The organism is Micromonospora sp. DT48 (assembly GCF_049844495.1).
In the GTDB taxonomy this organism is placed as follows: Bacteria; Actinomycetota; Actinomycetes; order Mycobacteriales; family Micromonosporaceae; genus Micromonospora.
On record NZ_JBNCLE010000004.1, the window covers coordinates 299,835 to 317,567 of the forward strand.

The window sequence follows — 17,733 nt, forward strand, 5'->3', positions numbered from 1 at the left end:
ACTCAGCTCAGCTGAACAGCGGGCGGGCCAGGAAGTACATCAGGGCGCCGATCGCACCGGCGGCGGGGAAGGTCAGGATCCAGGCGCCGACGATGTTGCCGGCCACGCCCCAGCGCACGGCGGAGAGCCGCTTGGTGGCACCCACCCCCATGATCGCCGAGGTGATCGTGTGCGTGGTCGAGATCGGGGCGCCGAGCACCAGGGCGTTGAAGTAGAGCACCCCGCTGGCCACCGTCTCGGCCGCGAAACCCTCCGGCGGGCGCAGGTCGATGATCTTCCGCCCAAGGGTGCGGATGATCCGCCAACCACCGGCGTACGTCCCGGCGGCCAGCACCGCCGCCGAGGTCCAGAACGCCCACTCGGGGATGTGGGTCGGGTCGCTCTGGTAGCCGCCGACGTAGAGGGCGAGCACCACGATGCCGATGGTCTTGGCGGCGTCCTGCATGCCGTGACCGACCGACATGGCCGCCGCCGAGGCGGTCTGGGCCCAGCGGAAGCCCCGGTTCAGCTTGCCCGGGTGCCCGTTCCGGAAGATCCACTGCACGGCGATCATCACGATGTAGCCGAGGATGAAACCGACCATCGGCGACAGGATCATCGGGATGATCACGCTCTCCCCGATGCCGGTCCAGAGCACGGTGCCGGAGGCGGCGACGGTCGAGCCGACCAGACCACCGATCAGGGCGTGCGAGGACGACGAGGGCAGCCCGAAGTACCAGGTGATGAGGTTCCAGGTGATCGCGCCGATCACACCGGCGAAGACGATGCCGAGACTGGACACCCCGGTCGGTAGCTCGACCAGACCGCTACCGACGGTCTTGGCGACCTCGGCGCCGAAGTGGGCGCCGATGAAGTTGCCGACCGCCGCCATGGCCAGGGCTACCCGTGGGGTCAGCGCCCGGGTGGAGATGCTGGTCGCGATCGCGTTCGCGGCATCGTGGAAGCCGTTGGTGTAGTCGAACACCAGGGCCACCCCGATCACCGCCAGCACGGCGATGAGCTCGGGACTCACAGGATCAGGACTCCTTGACCGCGATGGTCTCGACCGTGTTGGCCACGTGCTCGAAGGAGTCGCAGGCGGCCTCCAACTCGTCGGCGACCTCCTTCATCTTCAGCACGGTCAACGCGTCGTACTCACCGGAGAAGAGGCGCACCAGCAGCATCCGGTAGGCCTGGTCGCCGTCGTTCTCCAGCCGGTTGATCTCGATCCAGTAGTCCTCGAGGTCTTTCATCGACTTCAGCCGCGGCATCGCGTCGGCGGTCAGCTTCGCCTGCTGATCGAGCACGTGCACCAGCTCGTGCATCTCCCGGGGCAGCGACGGCAGCTTGGTCAGCCCGTAGAGGTAGAGCAGGTTGCCCACCGCCTCCAGGTGGTCCATCACGTCGTCGAGCAGCGAGCCGAGACGGTAGATGTCCTCCCGGTCGAAGGGGGTGACGAAGGTGGAGTTGATCTTCTTGTAGAGGTCGTGGGTGATCTGGTCGCTGTCGTGCTCCACCTCGGTGAGTCGCTCGCTGACCGACTGCACCTCGACATCGGGCAGGGACAGCTCGTTGAGCAGCTGGGTACCCCGGACCAGGTTCTGCGCAGCCCTGGTGAAGAGCTCGTAGAAAGCGCCCTCGTTGGGGCGGAAGGAAAACCTCACAGCAAGGACCTCGTCGTGTCGGGTGAAAGGGGTGGCAGCCGCCGCTCCGGCGCCCTGCTCAGGGGAATGCTAGGGAACCATCGGCTTGGAAATTCGGCGGCCTACCCCTGGCGAGACAGCTTTCACCGCCTGTTCAACTTCTGTTCACCTTCACCGGCCCCGTGATTCCCAGCAGTCGCTTCCGTTCCCCGCGCGGCGTCGGAGTCGGCCGGGTGGATGCCCGGAACCAGGGTGTCGAACGTCTCAGCCGACCGATCCGGCGGGTCAGACCACCAGGGCCAACCACTTACGGTACGAGCTGGCGAAGGGCTCCGTGCCGTCGCCGAGCGCGCCGAGCAGCCACTGCGCCGCCGCCTCGGCCTCCACCACCAGGTCGTCCGGGTATCCGAACCGGGCCCGGTGCTCGGCGAACTCGTCCTCGTCGCGCAGCTCCACCAGGCCGGTCTCGCGGCGCCGGACCACGTCCAGGTCCAGGTCGATCAGGTGGACGGTGTCGTCGCCCTCCCAGCGGGCCGGGCTGGCGATGTCGCAGTAGACCTCGCTGGTTCGCGGCGGCGGGTTGAACATGCACGTCCACCAGGCGTGGTGCGGCACCAGCAGCACGAAGGGAATCTGCTCGACCGAGGGTCGGCCGTGGTAGACCGAGCTGGTGCCGGCCGGCACCCCGAGCCAGATGCCGAGGTCGTCCTCGGCCAGCCGACGGGCCGGGTAGTCGCGGTGGGCGCTGCCGTCGAACTTGCGGTAGATCACCCGGATCACGTCGCTCGGCATGAGTCGCACCCTAGCCGATTCCGCCCATGCGGCGCCGTCGGGAAGTTACCGGACGAGGCGGTGACATCTCCGCTCGGCACGACCCGCGACACGACTGCGGGGTAGCAACCACGTCCGCCCCGACGGGTACCGTGCCACGGTGACTCCGCCCCGCATCGCCACCGGCACCGCCCACGCGAAGACCCGCCGTCGGGGCGACCGGCCGAGCGGCGCCGAGCTGTTGTCCGCCGCGGTGTCAGCGGTGCCCGGCGGTACCGCCCGTCCCGGTCAGCAGCGGATGGCCAAGGCCATCGAGGAGTGCGTCAGCAGCGGAGACCACCTGCTGGTGCAGGCGGGCACGGGCACCGGCAAGTCCCTGGCCTACCTCGCCCCGGCACTGACCGTGGACGGCCCAGTGGTGGTCTCCACCGCCACCCTGGCGTTGCAGTCGCAACTGGTGGAGCACGACCTGCCCCGGTTGGCCGACGCGGTCGAACCGCTGCTCGGGCGACGTCCCACGTTCGCCGTGCTCAAGGGCCGGCACCACTACCTCTGCATGGCCCGACTGGAGAACTCCACAGCGGACGAACCGGAGGACACCCTCTTCGACGCCCCCGCCGAGCGGACCGGCGGCACCCGCTGGCTCGGTGAGGCCGGTCGGCTGGGCAAGCAGATCCAGCGCCTACGGGACTGGGCCCTGGAGACCGACACCGGTGACCGCGACGAGTTGGACCCGGGCGTCGACGACCAGACGTGGCGGCTGGTCTCCATGCCGGCCCGCGAGTGCGTCGGCGCCGCCCGCTGCCCGTACGGCGCGGAGTGCTTCGCCGAGGCGTCCCGGGCCCGCGCCCGGGAGGCGGACATCGTGGTGACGAACCACAGCCTGCTCGCCGTCGACATGCTGGCCGGCCGGCACATCGTCCCGCCGCACCGGTTGTTGATCGTCGACGAGGCCCACGAACTGGCCGACCGGGTCTCCTCGGCGGCCCAGGCGGAACTGACCCCGGAGCTGATCGACCGGTCCGCCCGGCGGGCCCGCCCGCTGCTGCGGCCGGAGACCGCCGAGGCGTTGACCGAGTCCGGCGACGCCCTCGCGGTCGGGCTGGCCGAGGCGCCGGCCGGGCGGATCACCAGCGGGCTGCCCGCTGCGCTGCGGGAGGCGTGCACGCTGCTGGACGGTGCCACCCGTACCGCCCTGGACAGCATCGGCGACGTCAAGGCCGACGACCCCGACCCGGTGCGCAAGCAGCAGGCCAAGGCGGTCCTCGACGAGTTGTCCACCACCGCCCAGCGACTGCTCGAGGAAGCCGAGCACGACGTGGCCTGGGTGGAGCGCAACGACGTCACCGGACGGCGGGCGCTGGTGGTGGCTCCACTCTCGGTGGCCGGCACCCTCGCCACCCATCTCTTCGACGAGCGGACGGTGGTGGCCACCTCGGCCACGCTCGCGCTCGGCGGTCAGTTCGACACGGTCGCCCGGGCGCTGGGCCTCGACTCGCCGCCGCCCAGCCCACCCTCACCGGCCGCCACCGCCCTGGCCGAGGCCACCCGGCGGCCGACGAGGCCGGACGACTCGACGGGTGACGCGTCGGCCCAGGCCGACGCAGCGGACGGATTGACCGACTCCGGGCTCGGGTGGCGTTCGCTGGATGTCGGCTCGCCGTTCGACTATCCCCGGCAGGGCATCCTCTACGTGGCCGCCCACCTGCCCCGCCCAGGGGCCTCCGGGCTGCCCGAGGCCGCCGGGGAGGAACTGCTCGCGCTGGTCACCGCGCTCGGCGGGCGTACGCTCGGGCTCTTCTCCTCCCGACGGGCCGCGCAGCAGGCGGCGGAGCTGCTGCGCGCCCGGACCGACCTGCCGGTGCTGCTACAGGGTGAGGAGGCGCTGCCGTTGTTGGTCCGGCGCTTCCGGGAGGAACGGTCGAGCTGCCTGTTCGGGGTGATGTCGCTCTGGCAGGGCGTCGACGTCCCAGGGGATTCGTGCCAGTTGGTGGTCATCGACCGGCTCCCCTTCCCGCGCCCCGACGAACCACTCGCCGCGGCCCGCGCGGCGGCGGTCGACGCCAAGGGCGGCTCCGGTTTCGCGGCGGTCAGCGTCCCGATCGCGGCGGTCCGGCTGGCACAGGGCGTGGGCCGGTTGATCCGCGCCAACGGTGACCGGGGCGTGGTCGCGGTGCTCGATTCCCGGCTGGAGACGGCGCGCGGCTACGGCTCGTTCCTGCGCCGCTCGCTGCCACCGTTCTGGTACACGACCCGCCCGGAGGTGGCCCGGGGCGCGCTGACCCGCCTCGGGGCGAGCTGAGCGACCCCGCCACACCGCCGAGTCGCGGCCCCGCCGCGCGGCCCGGTCGTCGTCTCGGGCCGGCGCGGCAGGGCTCGGCCTCCTGAAGCGCTCAGGGCGCGCGGGAGGCGACGACGACGGCGTCCGGCGGGGTGTCCGGGACGCTCCGGGCAGCGAGGCGGCGGATCGCCGTGTTGAGCACCGCGATGATGGGCACCGAGACCAGCGCGCCGGTGATCCCGGCGAGCACCACGCCGGCCGCCAGACCGATGATCACTGCGAGCGGGTGGATGGCCACCGCCCTACCCATGATCAGCGGCTGGAGGACGTGCCCCTCCACCTGCTGTACGCCGATCACCACGCCAAGGATGATCAACGCGGTCACCGGACCGCTGTCGACCAACGCCACCAGCACCGCCACGCCCCCGGAGAGGGTGGCCCCGACGATCGGGATGAACGCGCCGAGAAAGACCAGGGCGGCCAGTGGGAAGGCGAACGGGATGTCGAAGATCACCAGGAAGATGCCGATGCCGACGGCGTCGATGAAGGCGACCAGCACCGTCGCCCGGACGTAGGCGACGAGCGTCGCCCAGGCGGCCCGGCCGGCGTCGTCGACCTTCCAGCGCGCCGCCACCGGCAGCATCCGGACCAGGAAACGCCAGATCACCGCACCGTCGCGGAGGAAGAAGAAGGTCGCGAAGAGGACCAGCACGATCCCGGTCAGCACCTCGGCCAGGGTGGCTGCGGTGGAGAGGGCACCGCTGGTGAAGCGCTCGGTGTTGTTGTTGACCCACTGCTGGGTCTCCTCGATAAACCGGTCGAGGTCGTTGTCCGACAGGTGCAGCGGCCCCGTCTTGAGCCAGTCCTGGATCTGCTGCAGACCCTGGGTCGACTTCTCGGTCAGCTCCGGAACGCCCTTGATGAACTCGTTCACCACCAGGGTGAGCGTGCCGATCACCCCGGCCAACCCGGCGACCAGCACCACTGCGGTCGCCAGCGATCTCGGCAGCCGGGCCCGTAGCAGCCAGCCGACCGCAGGTGCCAGCAGCGCCGACAGCAGCAGCGCCACGGCCAACGGGATGATCACGATGCTGATCATGCTGACGAGTCTCAGCAACGCCCAGAAGACGATGCCGATGACGATCAGTCGCCAGCACCAGGCGGCGGCGATCCGCAACGCGTGCGGCACGTCGGCGTCGTCGCGGCTGGAGGTGGAGTTGTGGACCGGGGTGGGCGTCTCGGCATCGACCACGGTCGCCGACGTCGGCGCCTCCGGCCCGGGGCTCGACGGCGAGGCCACCCGCGCCGGCTCCGGAACGTCGGGTGGCGTCTGACGACCCGCACGGACCGCGTCCCGGCCCGACTCGTACGCGCGACGCAGCCGTCCGCGTAACCGCTCGAAGCGACTCAAGCGCACCTCCCGGCAGATCTCGGCCCGCGCTCTGCGTCAGGTCGGACAGGATACGCCCGACCGGTCGAGGGTAGGACGAATTTCACCACCCACAGTGCCCCGCTCACTGCGTGCGCTAACCGGAATACCACCGACATCCGACGGGGACGGACACGGTAGCGTCTGCGGCGTGACCGCCGACCCGAACCTCGACACTGGCCTGCCCATCCGGCTGCTGCACGACCGTGTGCTGGTGCGGATAGAGGGCAGCGATGGAGAGCGGCGTTCCAGCGCCGGCATCGTGATTCCCGCTACCGCAGCCGTGGGCAAACGGCTGGCGTGGGCAACCGCGGTCGGCGTCGGCCCCAACGTACGCTCCATCGTCTCCGGCGACCGAGTGCTGTTCGACCCCGACGACCGCTCCGAGGTCGAGCTGCACGGCCGCGAATACGTCCTGCTGCGGGAACGCGACGTGCACGCGGTGGCCGCCGAGCGGATCGAGGAAGACGCGACCGGGCTCTACCTCTGACGCGAGCGGTCGCCATCTGGGTGACCCGTTCGGAGCCGGTCACGCCGGATGCGGCGCGGCGCGACCAGCCGCCCGGCGCCGTCCTGCCCGCCGCTGAGCCCACCGGGACCACCCCTGCCGCCCCTCGATCGGCCCACGCGTCGTTTGCCGCGCTCCCCGGCGGGAAGCCAGCCGCACCACCGGCCTGGGGAGGGACGATGCCGGTATTCGTGAAGAAGGTGCTGGCCTGGGGAAGCCTCGCGTTCTTGATCTACTTCATGGCGTTCCGGCCGGAGGGCGCCGCGCAGATGTTCAAGGCGATCGGTGCGGCCCTGATGATGATGGCGCAGGGGCTCGGAGACTTCCTCACCAGCCTGATGACCTGAGTCCGCCGCCCGACCCGGTCGACGGGCGGGCGGCGGTGGCCAGGTGCCGACGCTCAGCGGTGGCCGGGTGGCCACGAGCCGCCGGGGCCCGGTGGCCAGTGGCCGGCGGGACCGGGGCCGGGCGGCCAGGAGCCGGCGGGGCTGGGCCAGCCCGGGTGGCCGTAGCCGCCGGGGGAGACGGGCGGCGGAGGCGGTGGGGTGAGCACCACCGGAATCGGCACCACCGGTTCCTCCGGTGCTTCCACCGCTCGCTGCGAGCCGTCGGGGAAACGCAGGTGGTAGCGGTGCCCGTCCCAGACACCGACCGGCGACTGCGGGTCTCGACCCACGAAGTACGACCGGTACGCGGCGATCGAGTTCAGTAGCTCCTGTTCCTCCCGGGCCGTCCGGTCCCGGTCGACCGGTCGGCGGTCCAGACCACGCGTCGCACCATCCCGGAGCAGGGCCAGCCGGGTCGCCGCGAACTGGTAGCCGCGCATCGCCCGGAGACCGGCGTCGCCGGCCACCCGCCGGGCCCATACCCGGGCCGCGTGGCGTCGGCCGAGGCTGCTCAACGCCGCCACCTCCGGCGGCGTCAGCCAACCGGCCCGCACGTAGTCCGGCAGCACCCGCTCGGTGAGCCGCCCCTCCCAGGCGCGCAGCCACACCGCCAGACCGACCATGCCGAAGAAGATCGGAACCATCACGCCGACGAAGCCGAAGATCGAGATCAGCACCTCGCCCGTGGCCTGGGTCAGCGTCGGCAGCAGGTTCCACGTCCCGTGCAGCATCATCGCCAGGAGCAGCCCGGCGAGGGGGGCGAAGAACCGCACCCGCCGGTCCGCCGACCGCGCGGCGATGCCGAGTCCGATACCGGCCATCGAGGTGAACAACGGGTGGGCGAACCCGAAGAGCAGGATCCGGACGATGAAGATCGCGATGACCTGCTGCGCACCGGTCGCCGGGCCGTACTGCTCGACACCCGAGGCGTAGCCGTGTCCACCGAGGTAGAGGATGTTCTCCACCATGGCGAAGCCGATCGCGGAGAGCCCGCAGTAGACGAGGCCGTCGGTGATGCCGGACCATTCCCGCCGCCGGAACACCAGCAGCAGGATCGGGCCCAGGGTCTTGGTCAGTTCCTCGATGAAGGGCGCCACCAGGACGGCGGTGAGCGCGACGGGTAGGCCCTGGTCCTCGAACCAGCCGGCGGCCGTCTCGTTGACCATCAGTGACGCCGCGGTGGAGACGAAAGCGCCCCAGGCGAAGCAGAAGACGAGGTACTTCAGCGGCTCGGGCTCGTACCGGTCGAGCCAGAGGAAGCAGGCCACCAGCACCGGGACCGGCAGCACCGCCGCGGCGGTTCCGACCAGCAACGCCTCCGAGCCGAGGCTGGTGCCGAGCGTGAAGAGCATGAAGATCGCGCAGGCCGCGATCAGGATGATCACCCCGACCAGCACCAGCGCCCGCCGCCAGCTGAGCCGGCGTCGTGGCATTCCGGGTACGCCACCATCCGCGCCGGGCGCAGCGGGCACGTACGGTGACGGCGGCAGAGATCCGCCGGACGGGGTGACGGCCATGCGATCAGCGTAGTCATGCCCGGCCCGTCGGTCCGGGCGCACGGCCACCCCCGGTGGTCAGCCGACCGGGGGCGCGGTGGGTTGTTGCACGGCCGGCTCCGGTCCGGCCGGTGCTCCCGGTCGCTCCAGCTCACCGAAGGAACGCCGCACCAGCCGGTTCGCCTCCTCCTGGCTGAGACCGGAGGCCACCAGCAGGTCACTGGCGGTGGTACGCACCTGTGCCACCACCACGCTGCCGGAGAACCCGACCCCACGGCCGTACGCCCGGCCGGCCTCGCTGACGGCGCGCAGCGCCCGCTCCCGGGCCTTCTCGGGCTCGTCGCCCTGGGCGAACTCCTTCTGGAGCAGGCGTACCGACTCGGCCAGGTGACCGACCGCGTCCGGCATCGGTTCCGGGAGTGGCTCGTCGTCCTCCACCAGGGTCACCGCGCGACGGATCAGCGTGCCGCTGTTACGCATCGCCCGTTCGATCGGGTCGGCCGCCTCCGCGTAGTGGGTGAGTTCGCTGCGTCGGTGCCAGCGGGCCGGGGAGAGCATCGCGGTTTCCTTGGCACCCTCGATCGCCTCGGAGAAGGTGGCCAACTCCTCCTTGTTGTCTCGCAGCCGCTCCAGCGCAGTCTGGATCTTGTCACGATCCTGTTCCCCCAGCCCTTCGGCGGCGAGGTCGAGCTGGTCGGCGAGGAGGATGAGCGCCGGTCTGGCGGCGCGGTTGAGCACCCGTAACGGGTTGAGCGGCAGCAGGATCGCGGTGACCAGCAGGGCGCAACTGCCACCGACCAGGGCGTCGATGAAGCGGGGTATCTCCAGGTCCTCGACCGACGGGCTGAGCGTCACGATCAGCACCGCCGTCGCCGCGGCCTGGATGACCACGGCGACGCTACCCCCGGCGAAGACCGTCAGCACGATGGCAGCGGTGACCACCAGGGCGAGCTGCCACGGGCCGGTGCCGAGGAAATAGACCAGCAGGTCGCCGACGGCCACCCCGACACCCACCCCGAGGATCAGCTCGATGGTTCGGCGGAACCGCTGCCCTACCGATACGGCCAGGGTGCCGACAGCGGAGATCGGGGCGAAGACCGGCTGCGGGTTACCCAACAGCTCGTGCGCGGCCAGCCAGGCCAGCCCGGCCGCCAGACCTGCCTGGGCGGCCACGCCGAGCGACAGACGTACCCGGTGCAGGCGATCGCGCAGGGTGGCCTTCCCACGGTGGTGCAGCTGCGCCACCGCCTCGGAGATCCGGGCCGTGTCGATGTCGGATCGGCCGTCCGGCGTGCTGCGGCGCAGCAGCCGAGAAACCCGCTCCCTGGCCACTGCCATGGCCGGGACTACCCACGTCACGCCCGGACATTCCCGCCGAAGCGACCCACCCATCCGGACGGGAGGCAGCGATGACGGCCCGTCGCCGGATGGGGCAGACTCGACCGGGTGACGGGGTTCATCGAACGATGGCGTACCACCGCACGGGCTGCCGGTGCGGTCGATCCGGCGGTGGTCGACGCGGTGGGGGCCGAGCTGCTCGAACGGTGGCAGGAGCCGCACCGGCACTACCACACGCTCACCCACCTGGCCGCCATGCTGGACGTGATCGACCAGTACGCCTCGACCGCGCCGCACCCCGATCTGGTCCGGCTCGCCGCGTGGTGCCACGACGCGGTGTACGACCCGCGCGCCTCCGGCGACCGCAACGAACGCGACAGCGCGGCGCTGGCCGACGCCCTGCTCACCCGGCTGGGCCTACCCGCCGACCAGGTGGCCGAGGTGCATCGGCTGATCCTGCTCACCGCCGGGCACGCGGTGGATCCGTCAGACGCCGACGGGGCGCTGCTCTGCGACGCCGACCTGGCCGTGCTGGCCGCACCGGAACCGGATTACGACAGGTACGCCACGGCGATCCGCCGGGAGTACGCCCACGTGCCCGAACCGGACTACCGGGTCGGCCGCGCCCGGGTGCTCTCCGGCCTGCTCGCCCTGCCCTCCCTCTACCGCATCCCCGCCCTGGCCGCCCGCTGGAGTCACCCCGCGCGCGCCAACCTCACCCGCGAACTGGCGCGTCTGTCCCGCTGACCTCGTGCGGGCGGGGTCGGGGCGGGTTGAGGTGTTTGGGGCGGCGGAGGTTGGCGGCTCGGAGCAGCCTGACGATGTCGCGGCTGGAGACGACCCGCGCGCCGAGCCAGACAGCCATCGGAAAACGCTCCGCAGGAATGTCGTAGTGGTCCCGGTCGAAGCCCTTCCGGGGCGCGCCCAGCAGCTCGGCGAAGACGTGCAGTTCGGCGAGGGAGACGTCGCTGATCAGGTGCGACCAGAGACGGCCGCGCCCCGGCCAGGACGGCCGGTCCAGGTAGATCACGGCAGCCACCGTACCGGGTGTCGGCGCGGGTTGATGATCACCGACGGTCGGCCGTAGCCTCGGCCGCATGGCCACCTCCCCCCTCCTCGACGACCTACGTGCCGCCCTCGGGCCGGACGCGGTGCTCACCGATGCGGACCTGCTGCGCACGTACGAGCGGGATGAGGCCGACCTGTGCGCGTCGGGTACGCCGCTGGTGGTGACCCGGCCCCGCACCACCGAGGAGGTGGTCGCGGTGGTCCGGGCGGCCGGACGGCACGGCGCACCGGTGGTGCCGCAGGGTGCGCGGACCGGGCTGGCGGGCGCGGCGAACGCGGTCGACGGCGCGGTGGTGGTCAGCACGACCGCGATGGACGCGATCCTGGAGATCGACCCGGTCAGTCGGATCGCGGTCGTCCAGCCGGGAGTGGTCAACGCCGCGCTCACCGCCGCAGTCGGTGAGCACGGTCTGTGGTACCCGCCGGACCCGGGTTCCTGGGAGTCGTCCACCATCGGCGGCAACGTCGCCACCAACGCGGGTGGCATGTGCTGCGTCAAGTACGGCGTGACCACCGAGTACGTGCTCGGTCTGGAGGTGGTGCTCGCCTCCGGCGAGGTGCTGCGCACCGGGCGGCGTACGGCCAAGGGGGTGGCCGGCTACGACCTGACCCGACTCTTCGTCGGCTCGGAGGGCACGCTCGGGGTGATCACCGAGGTGACCGTGGCGCTGCGGCCCGCTCCGGCGGAGTCGTTGACCCTGGTGGCGGTGTTCGGCTCGACCGCCCAGGCCGGCGAGGCGGTGGCGCGGATCGCCGCTCAGGGGCTCTCCCCCAGCCTGCTGGAACTACTCGACCGCACCCACCTGGTCGCGATCGAGGCGTACCGGCCGATGGGGTTGCGCACCGACGCCGAGGCGCTGCTGCTGGCTGCGGCCGACACCGGCCCCCGAGCGGCGGCGGACCTCGCCGAACTGGCCAGGGTCTGCGAGGCCGCCGGGGCCGAGGAGGTCTACGCGGCCGACGACGCCGTGGAGGCCGCCGCATTGTTGCAGGCCCGGCGGTTGGCCCACTCGGCGATGGAGAAGTACGCCGCGGACACGTACCCGGGTGGCAACGGCGGTCTGATCATCGACGACGTGGCGGTGCCCCGGGGAACGCTCGCCGCCCTGCTCGACGGGGTGACCCGGATCGCGGCCGAGTGCCAGGTGCCGATCGGTGTGGTCGGCCACGCCGGGGACGGCAACATGCACCCCAACATCGTGGTCGACCGGGCGGATCCGGCGAGCCTGGAACGCGGTCGGCGGGCCTTCGACGAGATCATGCGGCTGGGGCTGGAACTGGGCGGTACGTGCACCGGTGAGCACGGCGTCGGCCTGCTCAAGCGGGACTGGCTGGCCCGGGAGATCGGCCCGGTGGGCGTACGCGTGCATCAGGCGATCAAGGCGGCGCTGGACCCGACGGGCCTGCTCAACCCCGGGAAGGTGCTCTGACCTAGCCGACCATCTCGGCGGGGGTGTTCTGGGTGAGCAGCAGCAGGATCTCCTCGGCCACGGGTGGGCGTTCCTCCCCCGGGCAGTCCTGCGAGGTGATCAGGCCGACCGAGGTCAGCAGGCTGGAGGTGAGGGCGCCGACGCAGCTGACCCGGTATCCCCGGGCCTCGTCGGTCTCCTGTGCCAGCTCCGGTTCGGCCAGGAGTTGTTGCAACCGTTCCCGCTGTTCCTCGCTCAGCGCCCCGGTCGAGGTGACCCCGTCACCGGCGCAGTCGATGCACTCCCACCGGCCGTCCGGCTCCACGTTCAGGGTGCGCAGCGGGCCGTCGGGACCGTGGTTCTGGAGCAGGCTGACCCGCCCCTTGCCGGTGGTGGTGGCTCCCGTGCCGCCGGGCTGGTCGGCGGCCGGCGCGCTCGCCTCCACGGGTGGTTCGGAGCGGTCACCGAAGGACGCACAGCCGCCGAGGACGATCGCCAGCAGGGCGACGCCGGGTAGGAAGGCCAGTCGTGATCGGGAAAGCGCCATCACTCGCGGAACTTACCCCACCGTAGGTAGGGAGCGTAACCCGTCGGACGGACATCCGTGACCGGTGGTTCCCGAGTGGATCCGTCAGCGGGCCAGGCCCGCCGCGCCGTCGTCGGCACCCCGATCCGCCGCGTAACCCCGCACGTCAGGGGCACCGAGTCGGGCGGCGTCGGCGGTCGCGTCGTCCGGCATCAGCTGGGACTGCCGCTCGGCCTCCACCCGGGCCCGGTAGTGGGCCACCTCGCGGTCCCGGGTCGCCGCGTCCCAGCCCAGCACCGCGCCCATCAGCTCGGCCGCGTGCTCGGCCGACTCCAGGCCCCGGTGTGCCGTCTCGAACGAGATCCGGGTACGCCGGGTCAGCACGTCCTCCAGGTGCAACGCCCCCTCGGCGCGGGCCGCGTACGTCACCTCGGCGGCGAGATACTCCGGCGCACCGGCCAGCGGTGAGGCCAGCAACGGATCAGCGTCGATCATGGCGAGCAGGTCGATGGTGAGGCTGCCGTAGCGCTCCAGCAGGTGCTCCACCACGCCCACCGGCAACCCGTGGCGGCGGGCCAGGTCCGCCCGGTCCCGCCACATGGCCCCGTACCCGTCCGCGCCGAGTAGCGGCAGGTCAGCCGTACGCGACACCCGCCGGCTGCCGAGCCGGCGCACCGCCCGGTCCACCACGTCGGCGGCCATCACCCGGTACGTCGTGTACTTGCCACCGGCCACCAACAGGAGCCCGAGCATCGGCTCGATGACCGCGTGCTCCCGGGACAGCTTCGAGGTGGAGTCCGCCTCGCCGGCCAGCAGCGGGCGCAGCCCGGCGTAGACACCTTCGATGTCGGCGGTGGTCAGCGGACGGTCCAGCACCGTGTTGACCTGCCGGAGCAGGTAGTCGATGTCGCTGGCGGAGGCCGCCGGGTGCGAACGGTCCAGCCGCCAGTCGGTGTCGGTGGTGCCGATGATCCAGTGCCCGCCCCAGGGGATGACGAACAGGACACTGGTGGCCGTACGCAGGATCAGCCCGGTCTCACCGGTGATCGCCGAGCGGGGCACCACCAGGTGCACGCCCTTGGACGCCCGGACCCGGATACCCGGGCGCAGCCCGACGTCGTTGAGCATCCGGGACATGTCGTCGGTCCAGACGCCGGTGGCGGCGATGACCGTACGCGCGCCCACCTCGAACTCGGCATCGGCTGAGCCGACGGGTGCCTCCAGGTCACGGACCCGGACCCCGGTGACCTCCCGTGCCTGGCGGATCAGCCCGACCGCCCGGGTACTGCTGACCACCGTCACGCCCAGGCTGGCCGCCGTGCGGGCCAGGGTGACCACCAGGCGGGCGTCGTCGACCTGCCCGTCGTGGTAGCGGATCGCGCCGGACACCGCGTCAGAGCGCAGGCTCGGGAAGACCCGACGGGCCCCCTCCCGGCTCAGGTGTCGGTGCAGCGGCATGCCCCGGCCGCCGCCGAAGACTCCGGCGAACGCGTCGTACGCGGCCACCCCGGCGCCGTAGTAGGCCCGACGCAGCAGGCGGGCCGGCAGGTCACGCAGGCTCTGACCGGCGGGGAGCGGCACCAGGAACGGCACCGGCCGCACCAGGTGCGGTGCCAGCCGGGTGGCCAGCAGCCCGCGCTCGGTCAACGCCTCGTGCACCAGGCCGAACTCCAACTGCTCCAGGTAACGCAGACCACCGTGGATCAGTTTGCTGGACCGGCTGGAGGTGCCGGCGGCGAAGTCACGCGCCTCCACCAGGGCCACCTTGAGGCCCCGGGACGCGGCGTCGACGGCCGCTCCGGCGCCGGTCACCCCGCCTCCGATCACCAGCACGTCGAACCGCTCGGCGCGCAACCGACGCAGGTCGGCGGCGCGGCGGGCGGGCGAGAGCTGTCCGGCAACGGACCGCGGTACGAACGGATCACGCACCCGTCCACGGTAACCGTCCCGACCCACCGTCGACACGTGGCGGCACGGGGGCCGGATCAGTCGCCCCGGCCGCCAGGGTTGGGGTCGTACTGTGTGCGGATGCGGGCGGAACACACCACACCCGGCTCGACCGGTAGCCCCTGGGCGATCGTGGCGGCGGTTCTCGCCGGTTGTTGGACGGTCGCGGTCACGATCGTGACGCAGACCGGCGGTTGGGCCGTCGACCAGGTGGTGCTGATCGGCGGTCTGGACCGGCTGGTGCCGCTCTGGCCGGTGGTCGGCCTGTTCACCGTGCTGTTGATCGCCGCTGCGGCGCTGCCGTTGGCCCTCGTGCCACGCTCGGCGGCGGTCCGCGTCACCGGCCGACTCTGGCTCGCCGGGGCGCTCGTACTCGGTGTGCTCGGGCTGCTGCGGGCGATCCCTCCGGTGCACCACGAGGCGTACCTCGCCGCGCTGGCCACCATGGCCGGGCTGCTGACGGTGGTGGCGACCCGACTGCCGGCCCGGGTTCTCGGCCCCGGTCGGCTCGCCGAGGCCGGAGCGGCCGCGTACCGCCCCGGCGAGCCCTCGGACGGTCCGGAGGCGGTCGCCGCCGAGCCCACGGAGCCGAGCGCGGGGGCGACCGGGCGGCTCGGGCATCCGGCGCGATCGGACGCGCGCCCGTCAGTGGCGGTACTGCTGGCGGTCACCGCCGGGCTCGCCCTGCTGCTGCCCTGGGTGTGGATCGGCGCGCTGGGCGGGCTGCTGGAGACCGTTCTCGCCGGGCTGGGCGCGGCGACGGTCGGCGCGCTGGCCGGGGCGCTGCTCGACGCCCGGTTCTGGGCTCGGTTCGAGGCCGGCGAGCCGCCTCGGCCCGCCCGCCTGGTGCTGCTGGGCGGGTCCGTCGCCGCAGTGGTGCTGCTCCTGGTGGCCGCCGGCGTCGGCCACTCCGGTGCGCAGCTGCCGCTGCTGGTGACGCTACCGCCGGTCGGTTTCACGCTGGCCGCGCTGCGCGCCGTGGCCCGCCGTCCGGGCGGGGCGCGGGGCTCGGCTCCGACCGCCTGGCTGGTCGGGCTCGGCGTGTTCGGCCCGTTGGCGTTCACCGACCCGGAGGAGGTCAGCCTGCTGCTGGTCGGCACCCGCGACGTGCCGTTCTGGGTGGCGGTCGCGACCGGTGCCGGGCTCGTCGTCGCCGTGGTGCTGGCGATCGGGTACGGGCTGCTGCTGGCGCGGCGCTCGGCCCGCGTACCCAATCGGACGCTGGCCGCCGCGAGCGCGCTGACGCTGCTGGTCACGGTCGGCCTGGTCGGCGCGACGGTCGGCCAACCCGGGCTGCACGGCGAGCGGCTCCTGGTGCTGCTGCGGGAGCAGGCGGACCTGAGCGACATCGGTGGCGGCTCAGGTCGAGCGGGTCGGGACGCCCGCGCCGAGGAGGTCTACCGGCGGTTGGTCGACACCGCCGACCGGAGCCAGGCCGAGCTACGGCGGGACCTGCGGCGGGCCCGGCTGCCACACACCCCCTACTACCTGGTCAACGCGATCGAGGTGGCGGGCGGTCCGGCGGTACGGGCCTGGCTGTCCAGCCGACCCGAGGTGGCCCGGGTGCTGGTCAGCCAACGGCTGCGTCCGTTGCCGATGCCCGCGACCAGCGCCACCGGCAGCGCCGCCGCCCCGTCCGGCCCACCATGGAACATCACCATGCTCGGCGCGGATCGGGTCTGGGCCGAACTCGGCGTCACCGGTGCCGGGGTGACCGTGGGCAGTTCCGACTCCGGCGTGGACGGGCGGCATCCGACCCTGGCCGAGGGTTTCCGCGGCGGCGACGACTCGTGGTTCGACCCGTGGAACGGCACCCGGTCACCTACCGACCGCAGCGGGCACGGCACCCACACGATGGCCAGTGCGGTCGGCCGGGACGGCATCGGCGTGGCCCCGGGGGCGCGGTGGGTGGGCTGCGTCAACCTCGACCGCAACCTGGGCAATCCGGCCGCCTACCTCGACTGCCTCCAGTTCATGCTGGCGCCCTTCCCACCCGGTGGTGACCCGTTCCGGCAGGGTCGACCGGCGCGAGCACCGGAGATCCTGACCAACTCGTGGGGCTGCCCGCCGATCGAGGGCTGCGACCCGCAGGCGCTGCGACCGGCCACCGCCGCGCTGGAGGCGGCCGGGATCCTGGTCGTCGCGGCGGCCGGCAACACCGGCCCGTTCTGCGGCTCCGTGCAGGATCCTCCCGCGCCGTACCCGGACGTGCTGACCGTCGGTGCGGTGGACGACCGGCGACGGGTCACCGCCTTCTCCTCCCGGGGCCCGACGGTCACCGCAGCGGCGAAGCCGGACCTGATGGCACCGGGCAAGGATGTCCTCTCGGCGATGCCCGGTGGCGGGTACGCCGTACTCGACGGCACCTCGATGGCCACCCCTCAGGTGGCCGGCGTGGTGGCGCTGATGTGGTCGGCCAATCCGGAACTCGTCGGCGACCTGGACCGGACCCGGCGGATCCTGGCCGAGACGGCCGACCCGGTCGAGACCGGCGACTCGCCCCGGGAGCAGACCGACGACTGTGGTGGCGGGGCGAACCTCGTCGGTGCCGGCCTGGTCAACGCGTACGCGGCGGTCTCCGCCGCCCGTGGATGATCGCGGAGGAACGCTCCCACCCGACGTGAGCGGATCTCGCTCCGGGGTTATCCAACCTCGCCTGAACTGCTATCTTGCGGCTTCATGCATGGTCATTCGCCCGGCGCGGCGGCTCCCCTCCCGCCGCCGTCGACAGCCCGGTGGCGGGGCATGGCCCTTCTGGTCCTGCTGGGTGTCCCGGCCCTCGTCGTGGCCCTGTGCTGCGGGGTGATACACGTGGTCACCAGGTCGGCCACCGACGACCCGTTCGGCCACCGAGGCGGCGTCTCCGGACCACCCTGACCAGGTGGAGGACGTCGGCGGCCGGGGCGCCGACTGCCCAGACAACGCCGAAGGGGGCGGACCGCTGACGCGGCC

The 17,733-nt window shown here is 72.3% G+C and carries 16 protein-coding genes; 7 read left to right on the plus strand and 9 right to left on the minus strand.

Going from position 1 to position 17,733, the window contains the following annotated elements; genetic code table 11:
- Nucleotides 1–7: 7 nt before the first annotated feature.
- From ACLQ2S_RS02155 to ACLQ2S_RS02165, 3 genes are all read right to left on the minus strand, one after another.
- Nucleotides 8–1,012: an inorganic phosphate transporter gene (locus tag ACLQ2S_RS02155; RefSeq protein ID WP_309222426.1), complete on the minus strand. Its 1,005-nt coding sequence runs from the start codon at nt 1,010–1,012 to the stop codon at nt 8–10.
- 4 nt (nt 1,013–1,016) lie between these two features.
- Nucleotides 1,017–1,643, minus strand: a complete 627-nt coding sequence (locus ACLQ2S_RS02160) for a DUF47 domain-containing protein (protein WP_309222425.1) — start codon at nt 1,641–1,643, stop codon at nt 1,017–1,019.
- A gap of 264 nt (nt 1,644–1,907) precedes the next feature.
- Complete coding sequence (locus tag ACLQ2S_RS02165) at nt 1,908–2,414, minus strand: DUF402 domain-containing protein (RefSeq protein WP_155214449.1); 507 nt, start codon at nt 2,412–2,414, stop codon at nt 1,908–1,910.
- Between the two features lie 94 nt (nt 2,415–2,508).
- On the opposite strand from ACLQ2S_RS02165, the gene ACLQ2S_RS02170 reads away from it, so the two are divergent.
- The gene (locus ACLQ2S_RS02170) at nt 2,509–4,695 is read left to right on the plus strand and encodes an ATP-dependent DNA helicase (protein WP_425701050.1); all 2,187 of its coding nucleotides are present in this window, start codon (nt 2,509–2,511) and stop codon (nt 4,693–4,695) included.
- Between the two features lie 91 nt (nt 4,696–4,786).
- Here the strand turns inward: ACLQ2S_RS02170 and ACLQ2S_RS02175 are convergent, their stop codons facing one another.
- Nucleotides 4,787–6,085 (minus strand): AI-2E family transporter, encoded by a 1,299-nt coding sequence (locus ACLQ2S_RS02175; RefSeq protein WP_425700999.1) that lies wholly within the window; start codon nt 6,083–6,085, stop codon nt 4,787–4,789.
- Nucleotides 6,086–6,254: 169 nt separating this feature from the next.
- On the opposite strand from ACLQ2S_RS02175, the gene ACLQ2S_RS02180 reads away from it, so the two are divergent.
- Entirely contained in the window at nt 6,255–6,593 is a 339-nt protein-coding gene (locus ACLQ2S_RS02180; protein WP_309222423.1) for a GroES family chaperonin, read from the plus strand.
- A 197-nt stretch (nt 6,594–6,790) separates the two neighbouring features.
- On the plus strand, nt 6,791–6,958 hold the full coding sequence (locus tag ACLQ2S_RS02185) for a hypothetical protein (protein WP_166458800.1): 168 nt from the start codon (nt 6,791–6,793) through the stop codon (nt 6,956–6,958).
- Nucleotides 6,959–7,011: 53 nt separating this feature from the next.
- Here the strand turns inward: ACLQ2S_RS02185 and ACLQ2S_RS02190 are convergent, their stop codons facing one another.
- Both ACLQ2S_RS02190 and ACLQ2S_RS02195 read right to left on the minus strand, forming a co-directional pair.
- The gene (locus tag ACLQ2S_RS02190; protein WP_155214446.1) at nt 7,012–8,514 is read right to left on the minus strand and encodes a PrsW family intramembrane metalloprotease; all 1,503 of its coding nucleotides are present in this window, start codon (nt 8,512–8,514) and stop codon (nt 7,012–7,014) included.
- Nucleotides 8,515–8,571: 57 nt separating this feature from the next.
- Complete coding sequence (locus ACLQ2S_RS02195; protein WP_425701051.1) at nt 8,572–9,825, minus strand: FUSC family protein; 1,254 nt, start codon at nt 9,823–9,825, stop codon at nt 8,572–8,574.
- Between the two features lie 114 nt (nt 9,826–9,939).
- Between ACLQ2S_RS02195 and ACLQ2S_RS02200 the strand changes: the two genes are divergently transcribed.
- Complete coding sequence (locus ACLQ2S_RS02200) at nt 9,940–10,578, plus strand: HD domain-containing protein (RefSeq protein WP_425701000.1); 639 nt, start codon at nt 9,940–9,942, stop codon at nt 10,576–10,578.
- Here the strand turns inward: ACLQ2S_RS02200 and ACLQ2S_RS02205 are convergent.
- Nucleotides 10,547–10,861: a DUF4031 domain-containing protein gene (locus ACLQ2S_RS02205; RefSeq protein ID WP_425701001.1), complete on the minus strand. Its 315-nt coding sequence runs from the start codon at nt 10,859–10,861 to the stop codon at nt 10,547–10,549. The genes ACLQ2S_RS02200 and ACLQ2S_RS02205 overlap by 32 nt on opposite strands.
- Nucleotides 10,862–10,928: 67 nt before the next feature.
- On the opposite strand from ACLQ2S_RS02205, the gene ACLQ2S_RS02210 reads away from it, so the two are divergent.
- On the plus strand, nt 10,929–12,329 hold the full coding sequence (locus tag ACLQ2S_RS02210; protein ID WP_425701002.1) for an FAD-binding oxidoreductase: 1,401 nt from the start codon (nt 10,929–10,931) through the stop codon (nt 12,327–12,329).
- A 1-nt stretch (nt 12,330) separates the two neighbouring features.
- Here ACLQ2S_RS02210 and ACLQ2S_RS02215 read toward each other — a convergent pair whose 3' ends face one another.
- Together ACLQ2S_RS02215 and ACLQ2S_RS02220 are read right to left on the minus strand one after the other, a co-directional pair.
- Nucleotides 12,331–12,855: a hypothetical protein gene (locus ACLQ2S_RS02215; protein ID WP_155214443.1), complete on the minus strand. Its 525-nt coding sequence runs from the start codon at nt 12,853–12,855 to the stop codon at nt 12,331–12,333.
- A gap of 84 nt (nt 12,856–12,939) precedes the next feature.
- Entirely contained in the window at nt 12,940–14,763 is a 1,824-nt protein-coding gene (locus ACLQ2S_RS02220) for a glycerol-3-phosphate dehydrogenase/oxidase (protein ID WP_309222420.1), read from the minus strand.
- A gap of 99 nt (nt 14,764–14,862) precedes the next feature.
- Between ACLQ2S_RS02220 and ACLQ2S_RS02225 the strand changes: the two genes are divergently transcribed.
- Nucleotides 14,863–17,376, plus strand: coding sequence for a S8 family serine peptidase (locus tag ACLQ2S_RS02225; RefSeq protein ID WP_425701003.1), 2,514 nt, complete (start codon nt 14,863–14,865; stop codon nt 17,374–17,376).
- A gap of 150 nt (nt 17,377–17,526) precedes the next feature.
- Nucleotides 17,527–17,658, plus strand: a complete 132-nt coding sequence (locus tag ACLQ2S_RS02230; protein ID WP_255456573.1) for a hypothetical protein — start codon at nt 17,527–17,529, stop codon at nt 17,656–17,658.
- Nucleotides 17,659–17,733: the final 75 nt, after the last annotated feature.